21 protein-coding genes are annotated in these 21,264 nt (G+C 35.8%); 5 read left to right on the forward strand and 16 right to left on the reverse strand.

Translation table 11 applies throughout. The annotated features are described in order from the left end of the window. Positions 1-67 precede the first annotated feature (67 nt). Complete coding sequence (locus tag BN1066_RS19505; RefSeq protein WP_077321388.1) at positions 68-2,185, forward strand: cell division protein FtsA; 2,118 nt, start codon at positions 68-70, stop codon at positions 2,183-2,185. A gap of 423 nt (positions 2,186-2,608) precedes the next feature. Here the strand turns inward: BN1066_RS19505 and BN1066_RS19510 are convergent, their stop codons facing one another. From BN1066_RS19510 to BN1066_RS19545, 8 genes are all read right to left on the reverse strand, one after another. Further along, positions 2,609-3,031 carry a YtxH domain-containing protein gene (locus BN1066_RS19510; RefSeq protein WP_077321389.1) on the reverse strand — a complete coding sequence of 141 codons (423 nt, stop codon included), beginning with the start codon at positions 3,029-3,031 and terminating at the stop codon, positions 2,609-2,611. 22 nt (positions 3,032-3,053) lie between these two features. Then, positions 3,054-3,458, reverse strand: a complete 405-nt coding sequence (locus BN1066_RS19515; protein WP_077321390.1) for a DUF948 domain-containing protein — start codon at positions 3,456-3,458, stop codon at positions 3,054-3,056. Between the two features lie 598 nt (positions 3,459-4,056). Continuing rightward, positions 4,057-5,358 carry a UDP-N-acetylmuramate--L-alanine ligase gene (murC, locus tag BN1066_RS19520; protein WP_077321391.1) on the reverse strand — a complete coding sequence of 434 codons (1,302 nt, stop codon included), beginning with the start codon at positions 5,356-5,358 and terminating at the stop codon, positions 4,057-4,059. 135 nt (positions 5,359-5,493) lie between these two features. Then, entirely contained in the window at positions 5,494-6,612 is a 1,119-nt protein-coding gene (locus BN1066_RS19525; protein WP_077321560.1) for a nicotinate phosphoribosyltransferase, read from the reverse strand. Positions 6,613-6,803: 191 nt separating this feature from the next. Next, positions 6,804-9,167, reverse strand: coding sequence for a DNA translocase FtsK (locus BN1066_RS19530; RefSeq protein WP_077321392.1), 2,364 nt, complete (start codon positions 9,165-9,167; stop codon positions 6,804-6,806). A gap of 198 nt (positions 9,168-9,365) precedes the next feature. Continuing rightward, positions 9,366-9,968: a YtpR family tRNA-binding protein gene (gene ytpR / locus BN1066_RS19535; RefSeq protein WP_077321393.1), complete on the reverse strand. Its 603-nt coding sequence runs from the start codon at positions 9,966-9,968 to the stop codon at positions 9,366-9,368. Positions 9,969-9,985: 17 nt separating this feature from the next. Next, positions 9,986-10,795 carry a DUF1444 domain-containing protein gene (locus BN1066_RS19540; protein ID WP_077321394.1) on the reverse strand — a complete coding sequence of 270 codons (810 nt, stop codon included), beginning with the start codon at positions 10,793-10,795 and terminating at the stop codon, positions 9,986-9,988. 32 nt (positions 10,796-10,827) lie between these two features. Continuing rightward, a complete protein-coding gene (locus BN1066_RS19545) occupies positions 10,828-11,145 on the reverse strand; it encodes a thioredoxin family protein (protein WP_077321395.1) in 318 nt (105 codons plus the stop codon). A 1,067-nt stretch (positions 11,146-12,212) separates the two neighbouring features. Here BN1066_RS19545 and BN1066_RS19550 point away from each other — a divergent pair. Both BN1066_RS19550 and BN1066_RS19555 read left to right on the forward strand, forming a co-directional pair. Beyond that, the gene (locus BN1066_RS19550) at positions 12,213-12,539 is read left to right on the forward strand and encodes a transposase (protein WP_179104445.1); all 327 of its coding nucleotides are present in this window, start codon (positions 12,213-12,215) and stop codon (positions 12,537-12,539) included. A 350-nt stretch (positions 12,540-12,889) separates the two neighbouring features. Beyond that, the gene (locus BN1066_RS19555) at positions 12,890-13,330 is read left to right on the forward strand and encodes a YtoQ family protein (protein WP_077321397.1); all 441 of its coding nucleotides are present in this window, start codon (positions 12,890-12,892) and stop codon (positions 13,328-13,330) included. 105 nt (positions 13,331-13,435) lie between these two features. On the opposite strand, the gene BN1066_RS19560 is transcribed toward BN1066_RS19555, so the two are convergent. Together BN1066_RS19560 and BN1066_RS19565 are read right to left on the reverse strand one after the other, a co-directional pair. After that, a complete protein-coding gene (locus BN1066_RS19560; protein WP_077321398.1) occupies positions 13,436-13,939 on the reverse strand; it encodes a DUF84 family protein in 504 nt (167 codons plus the stop codon). 159 nt (positions 13,940-14,098) lie between these two features. Next, positions 14,099-15,166, reverse strand: coding sequence for a M42 family metallopeptidase (locus tag BN1066_RS19565; RefSeq protein WP_077321399.1), 1,068 nt, complete (start codon positions 15,164-15,166; stop codon positions 14,099-14,101). 217 nt (positions 15,167-15,383) lie between these two features. On the opposite strand from BN1066_RS19565, the gene BN1066_RS19570 reads away from it, so the two are divergent. Then, a complete protein-coding gene (locus BN1066_RS19570) occupies positions 15,384-15,698 on the forward strand; it encodes a PepSY domain-containing protein (RefSeq protein ID WP_077321400.1) in 315 nt (104 codons plus the stop codon). Positions 15,699-15,861: 163 nt separating this feature from the next. Here the strand turns inward: BN1066_RS19570 and BN1066_RS19575 are convergent, their stop codons facing one another. Beyond that, the gene (locus BN1066_RS19575) at positions 15,862-16,704 is read right to left on the reverse strand and encodes a YtnP family quorum-quenching lactonase (protein WP_077321401.1); all 843 of its coding nucleotides are present in this window, start codon (positions 16,702-16,704) and stop codon (positions 15,862-15,864) included. A 424-nt stretch (positions 16,705-17,128) separates the two neighbouring features. Then, positions 17,129-17,779, reverse strand: a complete 651-nt coding sequence (gene trmB / locus BN1066_RS19580; RefSeq protein WP_077321402.1) for a tRNA (guanosine(46)-N7)-methyltransferase TrmB — start codon at positions 17,777-17,779, stop codon at positions 17,129-17,131. Positions 17,780-17,854: 75 nt separating this feature from the next. Between trmB and BN1066_RS19585 the strand changes: the two genes are divergently transcribed. Beyond that, entirely contained in the window at positions 17,855-18,142 is a 288-nt protein-coding gene (locus tag BN1066_RS19585) for a YtzH-like family protein (protein ID WP_077321403.1), read from the forward strand. Here BN1066_RS19585 and BN1066_RS19590 read toward each other — a convergent pair. The 4 genes from BN1066_RS19590 to BN1066_RS19605 all read right to left on the reverse strand — a co-directional run bounded on the left by BN1066_RS19590 (position 18,134) and on the right by BN1066_RS19605 (position 21,259). Further along, positions 18,134-18,940 carry a phosphotransferase family protein gene (locus tag BN1066_RS19590; protein ID WP_077321404.1) on the reverse strand — a complete coding sequence of 269 codons (807 nt, stop codon included), beginning with the start codon at positions 18,938-18,940 and terminating at the stop codon, positions 18,134-18,136. The two genes, BN1066_RS19585 and BN1066_RS19590, sit on opposite strands and share 9 nt — an antisense overlap. Before the next feature lie 87 nt (positions 18,941-19,027). Further along, positions 19,028-19,963: an NERD domain-containing protein gene (locus tag BN1066_RS19595; RefSeq protein WP_245799830.1), complete on the reverse strand. Its 936-nt coding sequence runs from the start codon at positions 19,961-19,963 to the stop codon at positions 19,028-19,030. Then, entirely contained in the window at positions 19,938-20,522 is a 585-nt protein-coding gene (thpR, locus tag BN1066_RS19600) for an RNA 2',3'-cyclic phosphodiesterase (RefSeq protein WP_077321405.1), read from the reverse strand. The genes BN1066_RS19595 and thpR overlap by 26 nt, the downstream gene beginning before the upstream one ends. 26 nt (positions 20,523-20,548) lie before the next feature. After that, positions 20,549-21,259, reverse strand: a complete 711-nt coding sequence (locus BN1066_RS19605; RefSeq protein WP_077321406.1) for a pseudouridine synthase — start codon at positions 21,257-21,259, stop codon at positions 20,549-20,551. Positions 21,260-21,264: the final 5 nt, after the last annotated feature.

The following is a 21,264-nucleotide window of genomic DNA, read 5'->3' on the forward strand; positions in this document are numbered from 1 at the left end:
CGATTATTCCATGTTTCGTTTCTATAATATATATTTCTATCATTTTTTATGAAAGGATAGTTTGCATATGAAAGATGTCATATTTGCCTTAGATATTGGTACGCGTTCTGTGACAGGTATTATTTTAAAACAGCTTGATAATTACTATGAGGTCATTGATTATTGTATGCTGGAACATCAAGACCGTTCTATGCGTGATGGACAAATTCATAATGTAGTTGCTGTAGCTAAAACGATCGCGCAAGTAAAATCACAGCTTGAAGCCTCTTATGGTCCGTTAGAAAAGGTTTGTGTCGCTGCCGCGGGAAGAGCATTAATTACGATGGAAGCATCCGCATCGATTAAATTAAAAGACACTCCTATTTCTAATGAAGAAGCAATGAAACATCTAGAGCTAAGTGCTGTTCAAGCTGCATTGGAAAAGATTAGTGGAATTCACAATAAAGCGAATTACTATTGTGTTGGCTACTCTATCCTGCATTATTATATCGATCAGCAAAAAATCGGATCATTGATTGATCAGCAAGGAGATGTAGCAAGTGTCGATATTATTGCTACATTTTTACCTCGAGTCGTTATTGAATCATTATTAGCCGCCTTAACCAGAGCAAATTTAGAAATGGAAGCCTTAACGTTAGAACCAATTGCTGCTATTCATGTCCTTATTCCCGAATCTATGCGGAGATTAAATGTTGCTTTAGTTGATATTGGAGCAGGTACTAGTGATATTGCTATAACCAATTACGGAACAGTAGTAGCGTATGGAATGGTTCCTATTGCTGGAGATGAAATTACGGAAGCAATTAGTGATACTTATTTGTTGGACTTTCCTATGGCGGAAGCAGCTAAACGTACAATTGTTGATGCAAGAGAAGCAAGCGTAACCGATATTCTAGGATTTGAAACAACGATAAGTTATGAAACATTAATAAGGGACATTGCACCAGCTGTTGATAATCTCGCTTCCCAAATAGCTGAAGAAATCCTAACATTAAATGCGAATCCACCTAAAGCAGTTATGCTTGTAGGCGGTGGAAGCCTAACACCAACCATCACAACGGCAATAGCGAGAAAGCTACAGCTTCCGGAAAATCGTGTTGCCATTCGTGGAATTGAGGCTATTAAGCAGCTAAATCCTAGTGAGAAGTTACTTAGTCGACCTGATTTTGTAACACCAATCGGAATCGCTATCGCAGCTAAACAAAAGCCCGTTCACTATGTTAGTGTAAAAGTGAATGAACAAACAGTACGACTATTTGAAATGCGTACCCTAACCGTAGGTGACTGCCTCATTCAAGCTGGAATAAATATTCAAAAGTGGTATGGAAAGCCTGGATTAGCATCCATTGTAACTATAAACGGAAAACAAATTACCATTCCCGGTGAATTTGGTGAACCACCAAAAATTACTTTAAATGGCAGAACCGCTTCTGTAAATGACCATATAAAAAATGGAGATCAATTAGAGGTCACAAAGGGAGAAGATGGACAAGCCGCAAATGTAAGTATTCACGAGTTGCTCGGTGAAATATCTCCATTAAAGATCCATCTAAATGACAATATACATAAAGTGCATCCAATATATATGGTTAATCAACAACCAATGTCAGACGATTATATCGTTAAAGATAAAGATGTCATTCAATGGTATCAACCAAGTCGTCTAGAAGAAATAGTAAAGCTGCTCTCAACGGAGAAACTAAGCGAACTCAAGCCATTTACTATTTATATGAACGGAAAAAGCGTACAATTAAAAAGCGGCGAAACTCAAGTATATGTAAATGGTCAAACAGCAGAATTAAGTCAACAGTTATTTACTGGTGACCATATCCAAATTAAGCATACAAATCAGCCTAAAATAATAGATTATTTCAAGCAAGAAAACAAGGAATACTTTCAAACGATCACCGTGTTTTTCAATGGAAAGCAAGTTGAGTTAAGAAATCCATTATACATTATCAAACGGGATAAGACTATACTGGATGAAAATACCCCATTATATTCAAATGACAGAATTGAACTACACCCTGTTCAAAAGAAGGAATTTATATTTCAAGATGTGTTTAAATATGTTGATTTAAAGCTTTCAAAAATAAGTGGGAGATTTGAAGTTCTTAAGAATAAACAGCCAGCAAACTTTCATGATCCGATTCAAACCGGCGATGAACTGGAAATCATTTGGTAACCATCACTCTTAACAAGCTGATCATGTCTAGACAGTATGTCCGGATAATTTCTTATACTCTTCTACTACTAATAATGCGTTCTCAAAAAAAGAGAGAAAAGAACCCAGGTTGTTAAAATGACATGTGCTTGGAAAAATCGCGATTTGAAGTTCGATGTATCACTGCTGACGTTTCTTTGTCCTGTTAAACGCCGCCCCACTTGCCTGTCCTTTGATACTCGAATTTCTAGAGGAACAGGCTCTCAGATAGAGAAGTGCATTTGTGGATAACTGAGGTTCAGAAAGCCTAACAAAGAAGTTAACAAAAAGATAAGCAATGATCTCGTACCCTTTTCATGGTTAAGGATCATTGCTTCTATAGATATATTGAACAAATATGTGGCTAAAAAATAATCATTTCAGTCCAAATATAATTTCAAAAAATTATTTGCTTTTCTTTTCCATTTCTTCTGCTGCTTCTTCCATCGCTTCAGCAACTTCCTCTGCAGCTTTTAAAGCTTCATCTTCTTTTTTGCGCTTATCTTGCAACTTGGATTGAACATTCTTTGTCAGTTCCTTTGTTTTTTCTGATGCTTGCTTCGTGATCTGGGAAGTAGAGTCCATCGCCTTTCTCTTAAGTTCAGAGCCGGTTGTATATGCTTTATCTTTCCAACTATAACCCTTCTCCTGTACGGCATCTTTCCATTCATACGCTCGAAGTTTAGCTTGCTGGGCTCCACTATTAATGTCCTCACGCAGTTCTCTCCCTGTTTTTGGAGCAAATAATAATGCAGCTAAAGCACCAACAGTAGCCCCGATAAATGTTCCGATAATAAAGTCTTTCGTATTGAATTGATTATCTGACATATGGTTTCCTCCTAATCATTATTCATTTGCTGATTTTCTTCCACAAATCCATTAATGCAGTTCCCCATTTAATCGTCTGAGATGTTTTTTCAGGATCTTTATCTGCAGCTCGTGCCACACTATTTGTTAATTGCTTTAAGGATTGATTAAAGCTATGAAGCGTCTCACCAATACCTTTAGCACCATCAAATAACCCATTTAATTTACTTGATTTTTGGTTCATATCATCTGCAAGCTGATTTGTCTTATTTAACAATTGGTTTGTTTCTTCCGTAATCCCCTGCATTTGTTGATCTAAACTGGATAATGTTTCCGCTACGTTATGTAACGTCTCCCTAGCAGCTTTTAATGTAACAATGATATACACTACCAGAACGACAAAAGCGATTGCTGCTATACTTGCTGAAATATATCCAAGTACTTCCATTTTTTTACAACTCCTTCATAAAACTGCTGTTTGCCTTATCCTGTGCAATTTATAAAAAAATAGACCTGCAAAATTTTTTTGAGTTTCCTCATATAGCAGTTTTTAATAAATACCCATAAATCAAGTCTTTAAAACTTCTGTCTCATACAAATAAATAAATAATTAATTGGAGTAGTCTTTACATAACCAGTTCGACAAAATTTACAAAATCCCTTTATTATCTACAAAAAATAACTTGTAAAAGAGAACTCATTTATCGATAAACCTATAGGGGCAGACGATTATGTGTTTGAGCTTATCCTAGATTAAATCTTATGAAGACCTAATCAACTTATGCGCTAACCTGAATAGCATCTTAACACATGTACAACACTGCCTGTCCGCTTAAACTTAATTAGAGTCAACACCTGGTACTTAAATGTTATTTTGCAGCATGATATTTATTCACTTACTTATACCTAAAACTTTAAGCCATATTAAAATAAGCAGCACATTTCCATTATTAACTGAAATGTGGTGTAAATACAATATATGTATTTTGGTCATAAAATGAAAGAGCCTGCTTTCCTTCGTCAGACTCTCTATGAACTACAGGTTACTATTTGATTGCAAGTGTTTCTTCGTAAGCCTGTTGAAATTTCTGAATATCTCCGGCGCCCATAAAAATAAGCACACTATCCGCAAATTCCTTCAGTTCTTCCGTATGAGACAGCTTCAAAATAGAGCTCTGGTTAATTAACTTTTGTAAATCATCTATGGTAAGTTGACCTGTTTCTTCTCTTGCAGAACCGAAAATATCACAAAGAAAAACATGGTCTGCTTGAGATAAACTATCTGCAAACCCCTGAAGGAAAGCTTTTGTTCTTGTAAATGTATGTGGCTGAAAAATTGCTACAATTGATTTATTTGGGTATTTCTTTCTTGCTGATTCAATCGTAGCATTTATTTCACGTGGATGATGTGCATAATCATCGATAAGTATTTGGTTGTAGATTTGTTTTTCTGAAAACCTCCGCTTAACTCCAGTAAATGTAGCAAGATGCTTCATATGTTCAGCACCGATTCCTTCATAATGACAAATAGCGATGACTGCTAAAGCATTTAATACATTGTGGTTTCCATACATGGGAATCGTAAATGTTTCATAATACGTATTTCGTACAAACACATCAAAAGTAGTCCCATTTTTCGTTTCCTTAATGTTTTGCGCTTGAAAATCATTTGTATTCGCAAACCCATAGTATACGACTGGAACCTTAGCTTGAATTTGTTGTAACTGTTCATCATCTCCACAAGCTATAATTCCTTTTTTAACTTGTTCTGCCATTGACTGGAATGCTGCAAACACATCATCAATACTTGTAAAATAATCGGGATGATCAAAATCGATATTCGTCATAATTGCATAATCTGGCTCATATTGTAAAAAATGTCGACGATATTCACATGCTTCAAACACAAAATATTTGCTGTCTACATGCCCTTGTCCTGTACCATCGCCTATTAAATATGAAATTGGAAATGAACTGCTTAAAACATGGCTGAGCAAGCCTGTTGTTGATGTTTTCCCATGAGCTCCAGTAACTGCAATACTCGTATACTGCTTTAACCATTCTCCCAGAAATTCATGATATCTGTAAAATGTTACACCAAGTCTTTTTGCTTCCTTAATTTCAATATGCTCATCGGAAAAAGCATTTCCAGCTATAACTGTATAATCTTTCTTAATGTTGTTTTCTGAAAAAGGGTAGATCGGAATATTTTTTTCTTCTAGTGCAGCCTGTGTAAAAAAACGTTTTTCTACATCAGAACCTTGCACTTTTTCTCCTGAATCATAAAGAATTTGTGCAAGTGCACTCATCCCCGTTCCCTTTATACCAATAAAATGGTAAGTTGTCATAAAAGAACCTCCAAATTGACGTAAAAAGGATTCACATATCTTTTTAACTATGCTTATTGATGATAGCTGTTTCTTATTATAGCAAATACAAATACGGATTAAAATAAAATCTACGAAGGAAAAAAGATTTCCTTCTTAATCTCTGTTCTGATTAATATATGACACTCGTTCTAAGCGAGGATTTGGACGATATCTCCTTCCCTCTTTTGCTTCTGGTGTGCCATTTAACAAAACATTATCCCCGGTAAAGCCAATATTAAGCTTAAGCAAACTTCTACCTACACCATACATATCAACTGGTACGCCCAACTTTTCAAACTGAATAATGCGTTCTTCTGTGAAACCGCCACTAGCCATAATTTTTACATGTGTATATCCTTCCTCATCTAAAGCATTTCTTAATGCAAAGATAAGTTCAGGATTTACCCCTCTTGGGTCAAACGTACCCATTAAATGGTGATTTCTCAAAAAATATTTATCGACAAGTGTACGAGATGTATCCAATCGCACTGATTTTAATTCACTACCAAAGGCTTTTGCGACCTTTAAAGAATCAGTAATAACATCATTATTATAGTCAACAAGTGCTGTTAGCTCATCTTCAGGAAACAATTCGTGATATGCTTTACAAGCAGCAACAACGTCTCCACGAAACATTTGAATTAAAGCGTGAGGCATCGTTCCCATTCCTTCTTTTCCCCACCATTCATTCATTGCATGCGTTGCTTGGGCAGTCGATCCGCCAATAAACGCCGCATAGCCATCACCAGCTTGTTGCGTATAATGATCGTCACGGTCTCCCATAAAAATAACAGGTTTTTGTTTTCCGGAAGTTCGCGCAGCTTTTACCACATTGTATACATTCGTAGCTACAGATGTTCTTCTCGAAAGGATCCCATCAATAATCCCCTCTAAATAGCCAAACTGATGATATGCTCCAGATACTGTTAGGACTGATTCATATGGTCTAATTTTGTCTCCATCCTTCAGCGAGTAAATCTCTAATGTTTCAGGGTTATCTGCAAATGTATGTAGTAAAGCAATTGCTTCATCTGTTCCACATAAAACAGCATCATTCTTTTGAAAAAATTGCATGGTGACCTTGTTATCAGGTAATTTTTTCTCTGCTATTTCTTTCGTTTTTAAAAAATAGACAGCAGAGAACCAGCCTTCTTTGATCCGTTCATCGAATTTGAATGTTCTATTCGTTAAACGATCAATCTTACCCTTTAGTTTTTGCTCAATTTCTTTCATAATGTTTGTTTTCTCCCTTGGAATGTGATCATTAAACATATCATATAAAAAATTTTGAAAGGAAACAAGAATTACTATTCCACGTTCATCCAAATATTTATTAAAATAGGGAAATTCCATCCTTCTTGTTACCCGCTACCAATACAATAATAGACATAAACATCCAACCCTTTGATTATGCGACATACTAGTTATAGCATATCTTCTACTTGGGATAAAGTAACTAATACTTCCCGAGGCTTACTGCCATTTTGTCCGGAGATAATGCCGCGAGCTTCCAGTGTATCAATTAATCTAGCAGCTCGATTGTACCCTATTTTGAAATGACGTTGCAACAAAGAAGTGCTTGCACTGTTTTGTTCTAAGACAAATAAAATAGCATCTTGTAAAAGTTCATCCTCTTCTTCTTCGCTAGCAACTTGCTTTAATAGTTGCTCCTGCTCAAATAAATAGTTTGGCTCTGCCAGCCCCCTTACATAGTTTGCAACTCGATCAATTTCTTCATCTGATACAAATGGTCCTTGAAGACGAACACTTTTTCCAGTACCATTTTCAATAAACAACATATCCCCTTTACCTAAAAGCTTTTCTGCTCCACTGGTATCAAGAATGGTCCGAGAATCTACTTGAGAAGATACACTAAAGGCTATTCGTGTCGGGATATTCGCTTTGATCAAACCTGTAATTACATCTACAGAAGGACGCTGTGTAGCTAATATTAAGTGAATTCCACAAGCTCTTGCTTTCTGGGCAATTCTACTTATGGCATCCTCTACATCTTGAGGAGAGATCATCATAAGATCAGCTAATTCATCGATAACAATAACGATAAATGGAAGTTTATCTTGTAGCTGGTTTTGTCCTTCCATTTTTTCATTATAGCGCTCAATATCTCGAACTCCTTCATGAACAAATTTTTCATAGCGTTCTTCCATCTCTGCAACAGCCCACTTTAATGCTGCTGTTGCAGCTTTCACATCCGTAATAACAGGGCTGACAAGATGTGGAATACCATTATAAGGAGCAAGTTCCACCATTTTTGGATCAATCAGCAGAAACTTCACTTCGTCGTAATGAGCTTTATATAATAAACTGATTAATATTGTATTAATGCAGACACTTTTTCCAGAACCGGTTGCTCCTGCTATTAATCCATGTGGCATCTTCTGAATATTAGTAATTAGCGGTCTTCCTTCTATAGTTAAACCTAAAGCAATTGTTAATGGTGAGGAACTTTGTATAAATTCCGCTGTTTCAAAAACTTCCTGTAATCCGACCATTTGCGCTTTTCGATTAGGAATTTCAATACCAATCGTGTTTTTTCCAGGAATTGGTGCTTCAATACGAATGTCTTTTGCAGCCATATTCAATTTTAAGTCATCACTTAAATTCTTTACTTTGCTTACTTTAACCCCTAATTCCGGATGAACCTCAAATCTTGTAACAGAAGGTCCTTGCGTAACATTTACAACTTTTGCCCTTACATTAAAATACTTTAACGTTTGTTCAAGTAGTCGTTGCTGTTCTTGCATCCACTGAGTGTCATCTGCTCGACCTTTATTCATATCATTTAACAAATGAATAGGAATAGCTTTTTTCTGTTGATAAACAGCTTCTTTTGTGGTTTTATTTTCCGGATTTGCTTGCTTCTCTTCCTTTTTATGATCGATATTTTTTCTTGTTCTCTCAAATAAATTTTTCTTATCTCTTGGTGTCATCATTACGTTGTAAGGAATAGACCTTTCACTGCTTTTGCGAAGCTCTCTTCGGTTTGATGCTTTTCTTTTTAACGGTTGATTGGTTGTTGGATTGTCCTCTTGTCTTTTCTTTTGTTCTGTATCTGCCACGAAAGAATTGTCGTTATCCTCATCTGTTCGTTTTTCCATATTTTCAGATGGTTGAGGCGTTTCGTTTTTTAAACTCTCGTCTTGTGCAACATCATCTACGACTGTGCCTGCGACCGCTATCTGCTCTATAGTTTTCTTTTCTTCCCTGACTGTCTTTTTAGAATCGTAAACGGTAGCTTCTTTTTTTCTCTTATAAGCAGGAATCCTTTCTATTGTATCCCTATTATCATCTCGAGGACCAAATCCATATATGGGTGATGGAACTTCTGTTGGTCGAAACGGCGTGTCTGGATCCTTTTTATACACTTTTGTTTCTTTATTTTCACGGTGACTGAATCCCTGACGTTGATCATATGCTAAATCTGTTAATTTTCTTCGTTGATAAGCTGGAGCATCATAAGACAAGTTTTCTTGATAAGCTGACGCCACTGGTCTATCTCTGTTATCTAGTTCCTTTTTCTGTATCTTTCCCTTATCTACGTAACTATCACGATTCACACTGGACCGACCAAATAGTTCCGACGACTGTTTTTTCTCTTCTTTTACATCCGGAATAACAGGAAAACGAAACGGTTTTTTTGCAGGATATTGATACATCATTTTTGCCTCAAGATGGGATTTCTCTGTATGTTGTTCGTACTCTTCATGCTGTTCTTCCTCGTTGTCTGCAAAAAGACGTTTAATTTTTTTCTTCCAATGATCCCACATATTTACTCACTCTTTCCATTATCTTACTTTTTTATTTTAGCAGGCATATATAGTGTTAAAACCATGTAAACCTAACTTACCATTCCAGCTAATTTTTTTCAAAAAGAAAAGTAATCTCATATATCAAGTTTTGTAACTTTGAAAACACATGCAAGCACTAAGCATAGAAAAACAACCTAATAAAGGTTGTTTTTCTTATTATATAACAAATTCAGTCCCAACTTGGTATGAATCATCCAGCACATAAATTCCTTTTTCCTTTGGAGCATTTGGTAAGCCTAATTCCTTTTGAGAGCAAATCATTCCATTGGAAGGGACTCCTCTTAATTCAGTTGGTTTTATTTGCATACCGCTTGGCATAGTGGCACCAATTTTTGCTACAACGACACGTTGACCAGCTTCAACATTCGGTGCTCCACAAACAATTTGCAACATTTCCTCACCAACATCTACTTGACAAATACTTAATTTATCTGCATTTGGATGTTTTTGTTTATCCTTGACATAGCCGATAACAAATTTTGGACGAAGATCAAAGTTCAAATCATCATCTAATTGATGCTCCTTAAATAACTCCTGAATTTCCAATAACATTGGCTTCGTTAACGTTATTTTCCCATTCGTTAAAAAAGAAAAATGTGTTGAAGCCTGAAATATATTATAGCCTACTATCTGCTTTGATTCATCCGTAATTCGTACAATATCGCCTATTCTTTCATGCTTAATACTGTAGCGCTCCCCTTCCGTTATCGGTATAATTAGTACATCGCCAACTCCATTTAAATTATAAAATACATCCATGTCATTCACCCTTTTCATTAATCATTCTTTTCTGGTCGACTTTTTGCTAGAATAAAGATTGGCTCTAATGTTTTATTTTCATATATCATTGGTAAAGAAGTGATTGGAATTCTACCTTCCGCAAAAAACTTCATTGTCATTTGGGCTAAAATATCATAGCCGGTATTATTTTGCACATCTGCAACAATTAAAACATCTTGATGCGGGACAGCTACGGCAAGTTCACCTTTGCTATTTGCTTTCATTTCTTCTAAAAAAGCTTCGTTTAAAATCCTACTTGCATCATAACCATCTTGGGTTGCGATAAAATAAAAGTCATTATCTGCAACTCGATCATGATTGTAATCAACCGACAACGAACGTAAATTAAATGTAGCAATCTCATCAATACGTTCTTTTGTCCACTTTTCCTCTGCTAATAACAATTCATCAACTAACCGATACGATTTTCCTAAGTCAATTGCATAAAAAACCCTGGTTTCCGCTGTGTGATCTTTGTATACTAAATTTATATTAGAATTCGTTTTAGTTGGGAAAGAAGTGGATCGAATCACCGGATAAATATGTTTCTCCATTCCAGCTAAGTGCTGCTCTTCATTCATAATTCGTAGCGCTTCTTTCACATGTTCCTCTAGCTCATCGATGATGCCTTGCCCTTTTTGGTTATACTTAGCAACTACATTTGGTAATGTAATCGTTATTCCTTTCTTTGTTGACTTCCATTCAACCCGAAAAGAATCTTTATCCCGATTATAAGAAGCTCGTAACTCCGGGTGATTAAAGCGCTCGTCTAATATTTTTTTCAGCTTCAAGCTTGTCATTTGCATTTTGCTCTCTCCTTACATTATGCAGGATGCTATTAACTCGGAAGGTTATTCATAAATTCAACAATTTCTTCTTTTGTTTTACGATCTTTACTTACGAATCTGCCAACCTCTTCTCCAGTGTTAAAAGCAACGAAGCTAGGTATGCCAAATATGGAAAAATCCTGACAAATATCAATAAATTCATCCCTATCCACTCGGACAAAAGTATAAGATGGAAATTCCGCTTCAATTTCTGGTAATATCGGTTCTATAACCGTGCAATCTGGACACCAACCAGCAGTAAAGTAGAAGACCACCCGATCTTCTTTCATCATTTTCGTAAATTCATCATGTGACATTAATTTTTTCATTTCCATTCACCCCTAAGCCTATATTTTTCTCTTTTAATTATCATTGTACTCTTGATAGTGTTGCGTTTGTATACCTAGCTAATCACCTTTTTTGACATCTGTTGTTACTTTAACACTTCCGATAAAATCTTGCATTCCATAAGACTAGTCCTTCTTTTATAAAATTAGCCAACATGATATTTAGTGCTTTTTTTCTGTTCTACAGCTTGGTACTTTAAATTGCTAATGAACCTTTATTTTGTTATAGAACACCAGATGCTTGTTCATCTTTTTTGAAAAAGAGGTTGTTTTTCATCTTATTTTTAGGCACTATTTGCAAACGTTTTTTTGCTACTGCATTTTTCCTTTTCACCTATATGATCTTTAAGTTACAAACATTTTTACAGTATTCGCTTCAAAAACGACTAATTCAAGTTTTTATATTACCATACATTAGAAAAACTTGGCTTGTCGCCAAGTCTTCATGGCGAAAGCGATCGTTTTTCTTATACGATAAAGTGAAACTTCATTCCGTGGAATGCTTTTTACACGGAATGTTAGTACCGCAAGAGTATGACCTAAAGGCCCTTGAAACAATCGGGAATTTAGGTACCGTTTTCTCCCACTTTGAACCTTTGCATGAACTCAGGTCTTGAAGTGGGAAACTTACGGCACCTTACATGCGGGATAAAGTGAAACTTCATTCCGTGGAATGCTTTTTACACGGAATGTTAGTACCACAAGGGTATGACCTAAAGGCCCTTGAACCAATCGGGCATTTAGGTGCCGTTTTTCTTTTATGTTCACAATGCATAATAGATTTTAGAATTGAGGAAAGTACGGCACCTTCTATGCGGGATAAAACTTAAAATTTTTTACTTTCCTATAGTACAAAAAAACGCCGAGCAGTTCTTTAGGTAGCCTGATTTATCGCCATGAGAGATAAGCTATTTCATGATCTATCATACTATGAATGACAATGAATTAAAACGACTTTAACTCATACTGCTTAGTCGAGAAAGTCTAGACAGACCTTTTACGTTTATTTGCTCTGATTATTTACCGCATTAAATTGTTATAATATAGATTTGACAGAAATAAAAGGTCGGAAATTATGCAGAGCGTGTCTACTACTTGAGAAATGTACACAAAATAGAATACCTCAAAACCCTATTCACCTTCAAATATGGGAAAAATCAAAAGAACTAGATCGTATGAACAGGATATCAAATGAAGGGAAATGGCTCTATCGGATAAGAAAAGAAAAAATGGAACGTAGCTTGGCGGATTCAAAAGAACTGCATGGGCTATGGCTATGGTATTGTCGTATGCGCTTTAAAGAAATGCGAGCGGGCATTATTGACAACTATCTTTCAGATGAATGCTCTCCCCCTCGGATAAGTTTTTTCAAATAAATAAAAGGTGAATACCGCGAGACTGCTTCCGGAAAAAAAGCTACCCGAGACCCCGCAGTTGTGGTTTTCCATGAGGAGGCTCAGTCGTTCGTCCGCGCCAAAGCAATTAGTATTTGCCTGAACATGCACAACAAGCTGACTGTTTAGTTTCTGTGTTCTTTCTTACGAATAACGTGCAAGCGCTTGAGACCGGAAGCTAGACAATGAAACTACTTTCAAAAAAGATATCTACCTAACAGAAACAGTTATAAATTCGGTTTAGTTCATAAACAGAAAACAAGATAATACTTTGCAAACCTCCTTTTTTGTTTTACGATAGATGTAAGTAAAAGTTAACTGGAGGGGCTGAAATGGAATTAACTGTTTATTTGGCTGGTCAAATTCATGACAACTGGCGCGATGAAGTAAAGCGATTAGCAGAAGAAAGGAAGCTGCCTTTACATTTTGTTTCTCCGCAGACGGATCATGAACGTTCTGATAACGTTGGGGAAGCGATTTTAGGAAAACAGCCAAATTCGTTGTATAAAGATGAAACCGCTTCTAAAATCAATAATTTTAGAACACAAGTGTTATTGGAAAAAGCAGATATTGTAATCGCCTTATTTGGAGAAAGTTATAAACAGTGGAATACTGCTATGGATACAAGCCAAGCTATTGCATTAAATAAACCGACTATTATTATCCGTCCTGAATCACTTATTCATCCCTTGAAAGAATTATCTGAAAAAGCAAATGTTACAGTGGAAACGATAGAGCAAGCATTAGATGTTATTCAGTATATTTATGAGTAATACATGTAAAGCCTGTAGTATCCGAATACTACAGGCCATTTTTTAGTAACCAGTTGGCGAAATTACTTCTCTCCCTTTAAGCCGCGCTATCAAACAAAATACGGCTTAGCGGTTTTCATACTCCCATTGTCCTCGTAACAATTCAACTACGTGTGCAAACATCTTTTGCCTTGTAATACGATCATTCGTAAAAATGCCGACTGCTCCTTCCTTTTTACGTACTAGATACCGATTGACATAATTATCCATTATATCACCAAGTTCTTTACCTTGAAGCAATTGTTCCGTAATTTCTAAAGGAAGAAGAATACGTGCTCCACTAGCCGCATAAACCTTTTGTTCAGGAGTTATTAAGGCACCCCAATTACATAAAAATAACTGGTTACCAATGAACATTACTCCTCCTTCTAATCCGATTGCAATTGGTGATGGCGTGATATTCATACAGGCAAATGCACGATTAATTGCTCCCCTTTTAGTTTCTTCATCAGAGAATGGTTGTCTCGAGACACCTGAATCTACATCTACTTGAGAAATGGAAGCTTCAGGAAAAACTTCCTGTACTGCTTTTACTTTTGCTGGATTTAATGAACCAATAATTATATTCATATACTAACTTCCTTTTATATAGTGAAACTTCATGCCATGGGAAAATTTTTTATCCACATGAGATATTACTTCTAACTAATTTACTTTTAATGACAGACTTTCAGCACATTCGGATCCCATTGAAAAAAGTATTTTACTGCGATTGGATGTAACATCTAATTACACAGAGCGCTGAATTTGCTTTAATGTTGTTTCATTGAGCATTTTTACAAGTTGAATTAATAATTCCTTTGCAGCCGCATAATCATCTACATGAATAATGGAAGCAGAGGTATGAATGTAACGGGAACAAATACCTACAACAGCAGAAGGAACTCCATTATTTGTTAAATGAACACGCCCTGCGTCCGTACCGCCTTGTGAAACAAAATATTGGTATGGAATATGATTGCTTTCTGCAATGTCCAAAATGAAATTTTTCATCCCTTGATGTGTAATCATGGAGCGGTCAAAGATACGTAACAAAGCACCTTTACCTAGATGACCAAATTCGTCCTTTTTACCCGCAGCATCATTTGCAGGAGAAGCGTCCAATGCAAAGAAGACATCTGGTTTAATTTTATTTGCAGCTACTTGTGCTCCTCTTAAGCCAACTTCCTCCTGAACCGTTGCTCCAGAAAATAATTGGTTTGGCAAAGTCACATCTTGTAATTCTTTTAAAAGCTCAATAGCTAAACCGCAACCATAGCGGTTATCCCAAGCCTTAGCCATAATTTTCTTCTTATTTGCCATCGGTGTAAAAGGTGTTAGAGGAACAATGGATTGACCTGGTCTAATACCAATCCGTTCCGTATCTTCTTTATCGTCTGCACCAATATCAATAAGCATATTCTTTATTTCCATTGGTTTCTTTCTTTGTTCTTCTGTCAAGTTATGAGGTGGAATAGAACCTACAACTCCTATAACCGGCCCATTATCAGTCATAATTTGCACTCGTTGTGCAAGTAATACTTGATTCCACCAACCACCCAATGGTTGAAAGCGAATCATCCCATTTTTAGTAATTTTGGTAACCATGAATCCTACTTCATCCATATGACCTGCTACCATTACTCTTGGACCTGTTCCCTGTTTCACCCCAAAAACGCCACCTAAATTGTCCTGAATGATCTCATCTGCATACTTTGCAAGTTCTTGCTTCATAAAAGTACGAACACGCTTTTCATCCCCTGGAGCACCTTGTAGCTCCGTTAATTGTTGAAAAAGCGATAACGTTTCTTGATTCATATCGTAATCTCCACCTTCGACTTATATGTAATACATTAATTATAACGGAATCAATCAAATAATTTCCAGTTATCTCATTTCTATAACATTTAATATGAGTTGTTTATACCTTATGAAAACTTTTTTATTTTCTATTTTTTTACGAATACGATATACTATCTTGTAAGAACATAGAAATAATCGTATGATTTAAATTGAAAGCAAGAGGTGAATGAAAATGGGTATGAAAAAGACAGTTCTTGCATTAGGAGTCGGAATAGCAGTTGGCTACTTTGCTAAGCAGCAACTAGATCAAGTGAAAAAAATCACCCCTGAGAAAGCGTTAAAACAAGCGAAAGAAACCTTTAAGAAACAGGGGCCGATTAGCGGTTCATGGATCTATATGCAGCCCCAAGAAGTAGAAAAAAATGGTTTGCTTTATAACGCCTATCGTGGAGGAGTAACACGTAATCTTGATGGAGAAAATAAGCAATATGAATTCTATGTGGATGTGGACACCGGAGCTGTGATTGATTCTGTTCAAACAGCATAACTGCTCCCTAAGTTAAGCTGTTTGGAATGAGCAGCTTAACTTAGGCTTTATTCATGTTGCCATCCTTATTTTATCCTACTATGTCATAATCTATCTGAATCATTTCCCTAGCAAATTCGTCAAACCGAGTCACTTTGAATAATGAAGTTTCCCAAAGCCATATTTAATGTTCCCGCTTTACTGTATTCATAACCTCACCATGTCGATTCCATTTAATTGCTCGATAATAAGCGTCATGATAAAACGTATACCATGCCTGTTTTTTAAAACCGTACTGCATCCACTTTTCCTTTTGATGTACAGAAGTTACGGGATAATCATCGTATGCTAAAACCCACAATTTGTTTTGATGTGCATGAGTGGGCATAATATCTGCCATATGAATGAAGTGGTCGTCACCATCTTCAAATAAAATTAGACTATGCCCATCACTATGACCACCTGTATGGATCATTTTTAAACCCTTTGTAATTTCTATTTTATCCGTAAATGTTTTAACTCGATCAACAATTGGTTTCCAATTGTTATGCCAATAAGTGTTTACTGATCGAATATTTGGATTTCTCATCTCATACCATTCAATCGACGATGTATAAATAATTGCCCGCTCAAATACTGGCTCAAAATTATTGCCCACCTGTTTTGTTAAACCGCAAGCATGATCGAAATGAAGATGAGTCATTAAAATTATATCAATATCGTTTGTCGATAATCCAAGCAGAGCAAGAGATTCTTCTATTTGTGTCTCTTCTAAAACACCAAAATTTCGTAACTGCTTTTGCGTTAGCTTCCCTTTTCCTATACCACTATCAATTAAATAATTCTTCCCATCTAGCTGCATTAAAATTGGATCTGTTCTTAATTCTATTTGATTTTTTTCATTTACTGGGTATTTCTTCTCCCATAATACTTTTGGTACTACTCCAAACATTGCGCCGCCATCTAAAAAAGTAACGCCACCCCGTAACCATGTTAACTTCGCTCTCCCTACGTTAAGATGTTCCATCATTTTCCCCCATCTGTTTTTAAAACATTTTCAATTTTGATAAATTTTAATAGTTATAGTTTATCAAAACTCCTCTAATGTCTCAAATAAACATAGATATGGCTATATATAAAACAAATCATTTTAAAATGTAGGCATGGCAACAAAATATTTGTATAAATTTGACCGATTAAAAGAAAAAGAATCAAAACCTGCTATAGCTTGAACGCAGAAGCAAATCTAGCCATAAACATTCAGCCACGACAAGCAGTAAAGCTCCAATGAGGAGGCCGCTAACGCCAAGGTGAGTGAAGCTACTTTCAAAGTGCTACACGCCGGAAAAGATATGGGTAAATGTAATATAAAAATTATCGACCATGAACAAGTTTTATAATTGGCTGAATGAAAATAGCCGAGCAATGTTTACCATTTCGCTCGGCTGTTTTCATTCACTGCATTTTTTTAATTTTACACGACAGCGGTATATAGGCTGACCCTTAGCAGCGAACTTCTCCTCATATTCTGTTATACAGTTCGTCGGATCATCCAGACTGTGGAGATCTAAGTTGACTTCCTCCAACTCCATTCCGTTTTTAGAAAAACTTACTAATGAATATTCAAATAATCCCATATTATCTGTTTTAACAATGATTTCACCGTTTGGATGTAACACATTTTTATATTTTTCTAAAAATGTAAAATACGTTAACCTCCGCTTTTCGTGACGGTTTTTTGGCCAGGGATCTGAAAAGTTCAAATAAATAACAGACAATTCATTTCTCGCAAAAAATTCTGGTAAGCGATTAGCATCTTCATTCAACAATCGAATATTAGGTAATCCTGAATCAATGACTTTTTGTGCTGCTGTCACAATAATATTTTTAGCAACTTCGAGTCCAATAAAATTGATATGTGGGTATTGCTTAGCCATTTCTACAATAAATTGGCCTTTTCCCGTACCAATTTCCAAGTGGATTGGTGCTTTATTGCCAAAAAGCGCATGCCAGCAATTACGATTTTTTTCAGGATTGGGAATAACTATATTTGTATGATGACGTAAAAATTCATCCGCCCACGGTTTATTACGTTGACGCAATTTCGAATCCTCTCTTTCTGTTACGAAGGTATAGAATTTAAATGATGAACGATACTAAGATTAGAGGTGATTCTAATGACATTAAACATAAACCATCAACTAACCTTACTTATGGATTTATTAGATGAACAGCGGAACGATTGTTGCGGCAATGTAGCCGAGTACGAGCAAATTACAAGACTAGTTAAGTCATTGATGCAAAATAATGACTTAACCGACCAGCAATTACAACAATTGCTCCCTGAAATATATGCATATGGTAAAGATGGTGAGTCTTCATCAAACATTGAAGCGCATATTACAGCTAATAACCAACAATTGGCAACATGGGTGGAAGCAATTCATCAGACCAATCTAAATTAAGACCTTGATTTGGTTATTTAAATCATGAAGATTAGTTAAACGTTCGACAAATTTACTATTTTCATCACGTTCTTTATGCCAGCACAAATAATATAGTGTATCAATCAATAAATACCAATACATCCGGCCTATTAAATGATCATCTTCAGCAATACCATAACTATTTAGCCATTCCTTCCAGTTTTCTTTTGGAATATACCAATTTAAGATCATGCCATAATCAATAACCGGATCAGCTATTAACGCATTATCCCAATCGATAAGATATAAATGACCTTCATCCGTCAAAAGTAAATTATTATGATTTAAATCCCCATGACACACAACTAATTTTTGTTTTCTTGTAATAGGGAGCAGCTTTTCCAAATAATCTAATGAAGTTTTAACCTGTTCGTGCTGTAAGCCTGTTTGTGTTAAGCGCTCCTTAATCATCCTAAAACTATCATCCGAGGTAATTGGTTTTTTTCCCAATCTCATTAGCATGTATAGTAATTCAGACGACTGATGAATTTTACGTAACAAGTCTGCAACACGTAAATGCTGCATTTCTGCTGGTTTTAATTCCCTACCTTCAAGCCATTCCTGTGCTGTAATTACATCGCCGTTTTCCATTCGCTTTGTCCAAATTAGTTTTGGCACGATCCTTTCAGCTGACAGGACGGCTAAAAATGGAGAAGAATTTCTTTTTAAAAATAGCCGCTGATTATCCTTCGTTGCTAAGTAAGCATCTCCAGTTAATCCACCTGCTGGAGCTACTTCCCAATCACTGCCTAGAACTCGCTTCAGCCAGTTCAACATATATTCCTCACATCTTTCAAAATTTAGCGTTCAATAATATATTTTATCGATATCCAGTCAAAAATACAAATATCAATGTTAGATCCATTAAAATTCATCAGAAACAAATTCAAATTCGTCCCTTTCTTCTTCCCACTCTGGCCTTTTTACGGAAGTTGTTTGACAATGTTTTAACAATATTTCAGCTGTCTTCAGTTGATGACTTTTAAGTGGTGACGAAATATTTCTTCTTTGCCTAAACCAAGATTCATATTGATGCATTCCAATAAGTTTAGTTTGGTAAGGTTCTTCTAGAAAATGAATTGGATTTTCTTTTGCAAGCACCGTTTTTTGAATCGGAAGCTGTACTTCATGGTGATTTAATATGCTCTTAATAATTTGTTCTGTTCGCTTCAATGCAATTTGCGGACTTAGCATTTTGCGTTCTTCATCATTTTCTTTCACTATCCAGGTTCGTTGATTCTGAGCTATAATAGTTGCATCCTTTTCAGCTCTAATTTGGCTAATTATTTCAATACCTACTGGTGTAATTAAAATTATTTCACCATCTACCGGAGCTTTTTTAATATTAAAAACAGGATAATACATAAAAAGATACGTATCAGGGAAACGTTGTAAAAAATACCTGATTTCCGGGTCTTCCACCCATTGTTTATCTACAAATGAAATATCTGTGACAGTGGAAGTTGCCCATTTTAATTGAATTTGCAATAGCTTATCAAGAAAATATCGTTTTAATTCTTCTTTCGTATCTGGAAGATCATACAAATCAGCTTCTATGTTTTCTTCATCATGTACTGATTTCGATTTTCGTTTCCAAATCTTCCAGCGTGGATGATGCTCTTCTGATGTTTCCACATTTACTTTGACTTCAGATAAATCTTCCCGTTCTTCCCAAAGAGCTATCAATTTGTTCCAATTCTCATTTTTTAAGCGAATGAATTGACTTGGATACCGAAATGCATTCCATTCATATCTCGAAACATAATCCTGCAATTTAATTAATTGCGCCAGTGCCTCCACCTCCCTTTGCTGTAATAATAGCTTCCATTCGATATGTTGGAGACTCCTTTGGAAAAATCCGATAAATTAAAAATTGATCTACATCTAAACGCTTTTGTTCAGTAAAGTTCCTTTTAATATGTTCTATTTCATCAGGCATCGAATTCGATCCGTTCCATTTTTTTGCCAATGTAATGTGAGGAGTATATGAACGTCGTTCAGGCACAAATCCTTCGTGACTTACCACGGATTCAACTTGTTGCTGCAAATCAGCTAACGCTTCTGATAATTCAACGGCAGCATAAAGGACTCTAGGCTTTGCTGAAGTGCCAAACATGCCAATACTGCCCACTTGGATGTGAAATGGGGTAAAGGAAATAGCATGCAACCTTTTTATTAGATCCTTCAATTTAATATCGGGTACTGGACCTAAATACTTTAAAGTTATATGCAAATCTTGAATGTTCGTCCACTGTTTATAAGGTAAAATAGTTTTTAACTCAGATTGCCAGTCCGCTAAAAATTGTTGCAATCGTTTTGGTAAAGGGATAGCAATAAAATAATGTGGAAAATTTGACATCGTTTAACCTCCCGTCTTCGTTCTCACTACGACTTGGTTAATAATTCAAGTTCATCCTCCGAAAGTTCGCGGTATTCTCCAAGATTCAGCTGGCTATCAAGGCTTAATTTTCCCATTTTTGTACGTTTCAAATAAATTACCTTTTTATCTATTGCTAGAAACATTCGTTTTACTTGATGAAACTTCCCTTCTGAAATAACAATCTCAACTTCGGATACATCTCCTTGCTGTATAATTCTTAATAAAGCAGGTTTTGTAATATAACCGTCATTCAAACGGACTCCTCTTGCAAAGTAATTACAATCTTCTTCTGTTACTACTCCCTTTACCTTTGCATAATAAGTCTTATCCACATGCTTTTTTGGCGATAATAATTGATGAGCTAACTCGCCATTATTTGTTATAAGTAATAGTCCTTCTGTATCTTTATCGAGCCGTCCAACCGGAAATGGACGAAATCTCTTTATATCAGAGGGTAGCAGATCAATAACTGTTTTTTCCCGCTTATCCTCTGTTGCTGAAATAACTCCGGGAGGTTTATGCATCATCATATATACATATTTTTGATAGTGAATAGCTGTTTCATTTACTTTTATAACATCTGAATTCTCATCAACATGCATTGTTCCATTCTTTATTATAGCACCATTCACCGTGACATAGCCTTTCTTGAGTAATGTCTTTACATTTTTGCGACTACCTACTCCAGCATTGGCTAATAATTTATCAAGCCGCATTTATT

Source organism: Virgibacillus proomii, from assembly GCF_900162615.1.
Classification (GTDB): domain Bacteria; phylum Bacillota; class Bacilli; order Bacillales; family Amphibacillaceae; genus Virgibacillus; species Virgibacillus proomii.

What these genes read in the sequence shown, in the direction of transcription:
- BN1066_RS19605 (WP_077321406.1), bottom strand. Translation starts at nt 21,259, where the DNA reads ATGCGGCTTGATAAATTATTAGCCAATGCTGGAGTAGGTAGTCGCAAA.
- BN1066_RS19530 (WP_077321392.1), bottom strand. Translation starts at nt 9,167, where the DNA reads ATGTGGGATCATTGGAAGAAAAAAATTAAACGTCTTTTTGCAGACAAC.
- BN1066_RS19545 (WP_077321395.1), bottom strand. Translation starts at nt 11,145, where the DNA reads ATGAAAAAATTAATGTCACATGATGAATTTACGAAAATGATGAAAGAA.
- thpR (WP_077321405.1), bottom strand. Translation starts at nt 20,522, where the DNA reads ATGTCAAATTTTCCACATTATTTTATTGCTATCCCTTTACCAAAACGA.
- BN1066_RS19555 (WP_077321397.1), top strand. Translation starts at nt 12,890, where the DNA reads ATGGAATTAACTGTTTATTTGGCTGGTCAAATTCATGACAACTGGCGC.
- BN1066_RS19590 (WP_077321404.1), bottom strand. Translation starts at nt 18,940, where the DNA reads ATGTTGAACTGGCTGAAGCGAGTTCTAGGCAGTGATTGGGAAGTAGCT.
- BN1066_RS19540 (WP_077321394.1), bottom strand. Translation starts at nt 10,795, where the DNA reads ATGCAAATGACAAGCTTGAAGCTGAAAAAAATATTAGACGAGCGCTTT.
- ytpR (WP_077321393.1), bottom strand. Translation starts at nt 9,968, where the DNA reads ATGGATGTATTTTATAATTTAAATGGAGTTGGCGATGTACTAATTATA.
- murC (WP_077321391.1), bottom strand. Translation starts at nt 5,358, where the DNA reads ATGACAACTTACCATTTTATTGGTATAAAGGGAACGGGGATGAGTGCA.
- BN1066_RS19560 (WP_077321398.1), bottom strand. Translation starts at nt 13,939, where the DNA reads ATGAATATAATTATTGGTTCATTAAATCCAGCAAAAGTAAAAGCAGTA.
- BN1066_RS19565 (WP_077321399.1), bottom strand. Translation starts at nt 15,166, where the DNA reads ATGAATCAAGAAACGTTATCGCTTTTTCAACAATTAACGGAGCTACAA.
- BN1066_RS19570 (WP_077321400.1), top strand. Translation starts at nt 15,384, where the DNA reads ATGGGTATGAAAAAGACAGTTCTTGCATTAGGAGTCGGAATAGCAGTT.
- BN1066_RS19510 (WP_077321389.1), bottom strand. Translation starts at nt 3,031, where the DNA reads ATGTCAGATAATCAATTCAATACGAAAGACTTTATTATCGGAACATTT.
- BN1066_RS19505 (WP_077321388.1), top strand. Translation starts at nt 68, where the DNA reads ATGAAAGATGTCATATTTGCCTTAGATATTGGTACGCGTTCTGTGACA.
- BN1066_RS19585 (WP_077321403.1), top strand. Translation starts at nt 17,855, where the DNA reads ATGACATTAAACATAAACCATCAACTAACCTTACTTATGGATTTATTA.
- BN1066_RS19525 (WP_077321560.1), bottom strand. Translation starts at nt 6,612, where the DNA reads ATGAAAGAAATTGAGCAAAAACTAAAGGGTAAGATTGATCGTTTAACG.
- BN1066_RS19575 (WP_077321401.1), bottom strand. Translation starts at nt 16,704, where the DNA reads ATGGAACATCTTAACGTAGGGAGAGCGAAGTTAACATGGTTACGGGGT.
- BN1066_RS19515 (WP_077321390.1), bottom strand. Translation starts at nt 3,458, where the DNA reads ATGGAAGTACTTGGATATATTTCAGCAAGTATAGCAGCAATCGCTTTT.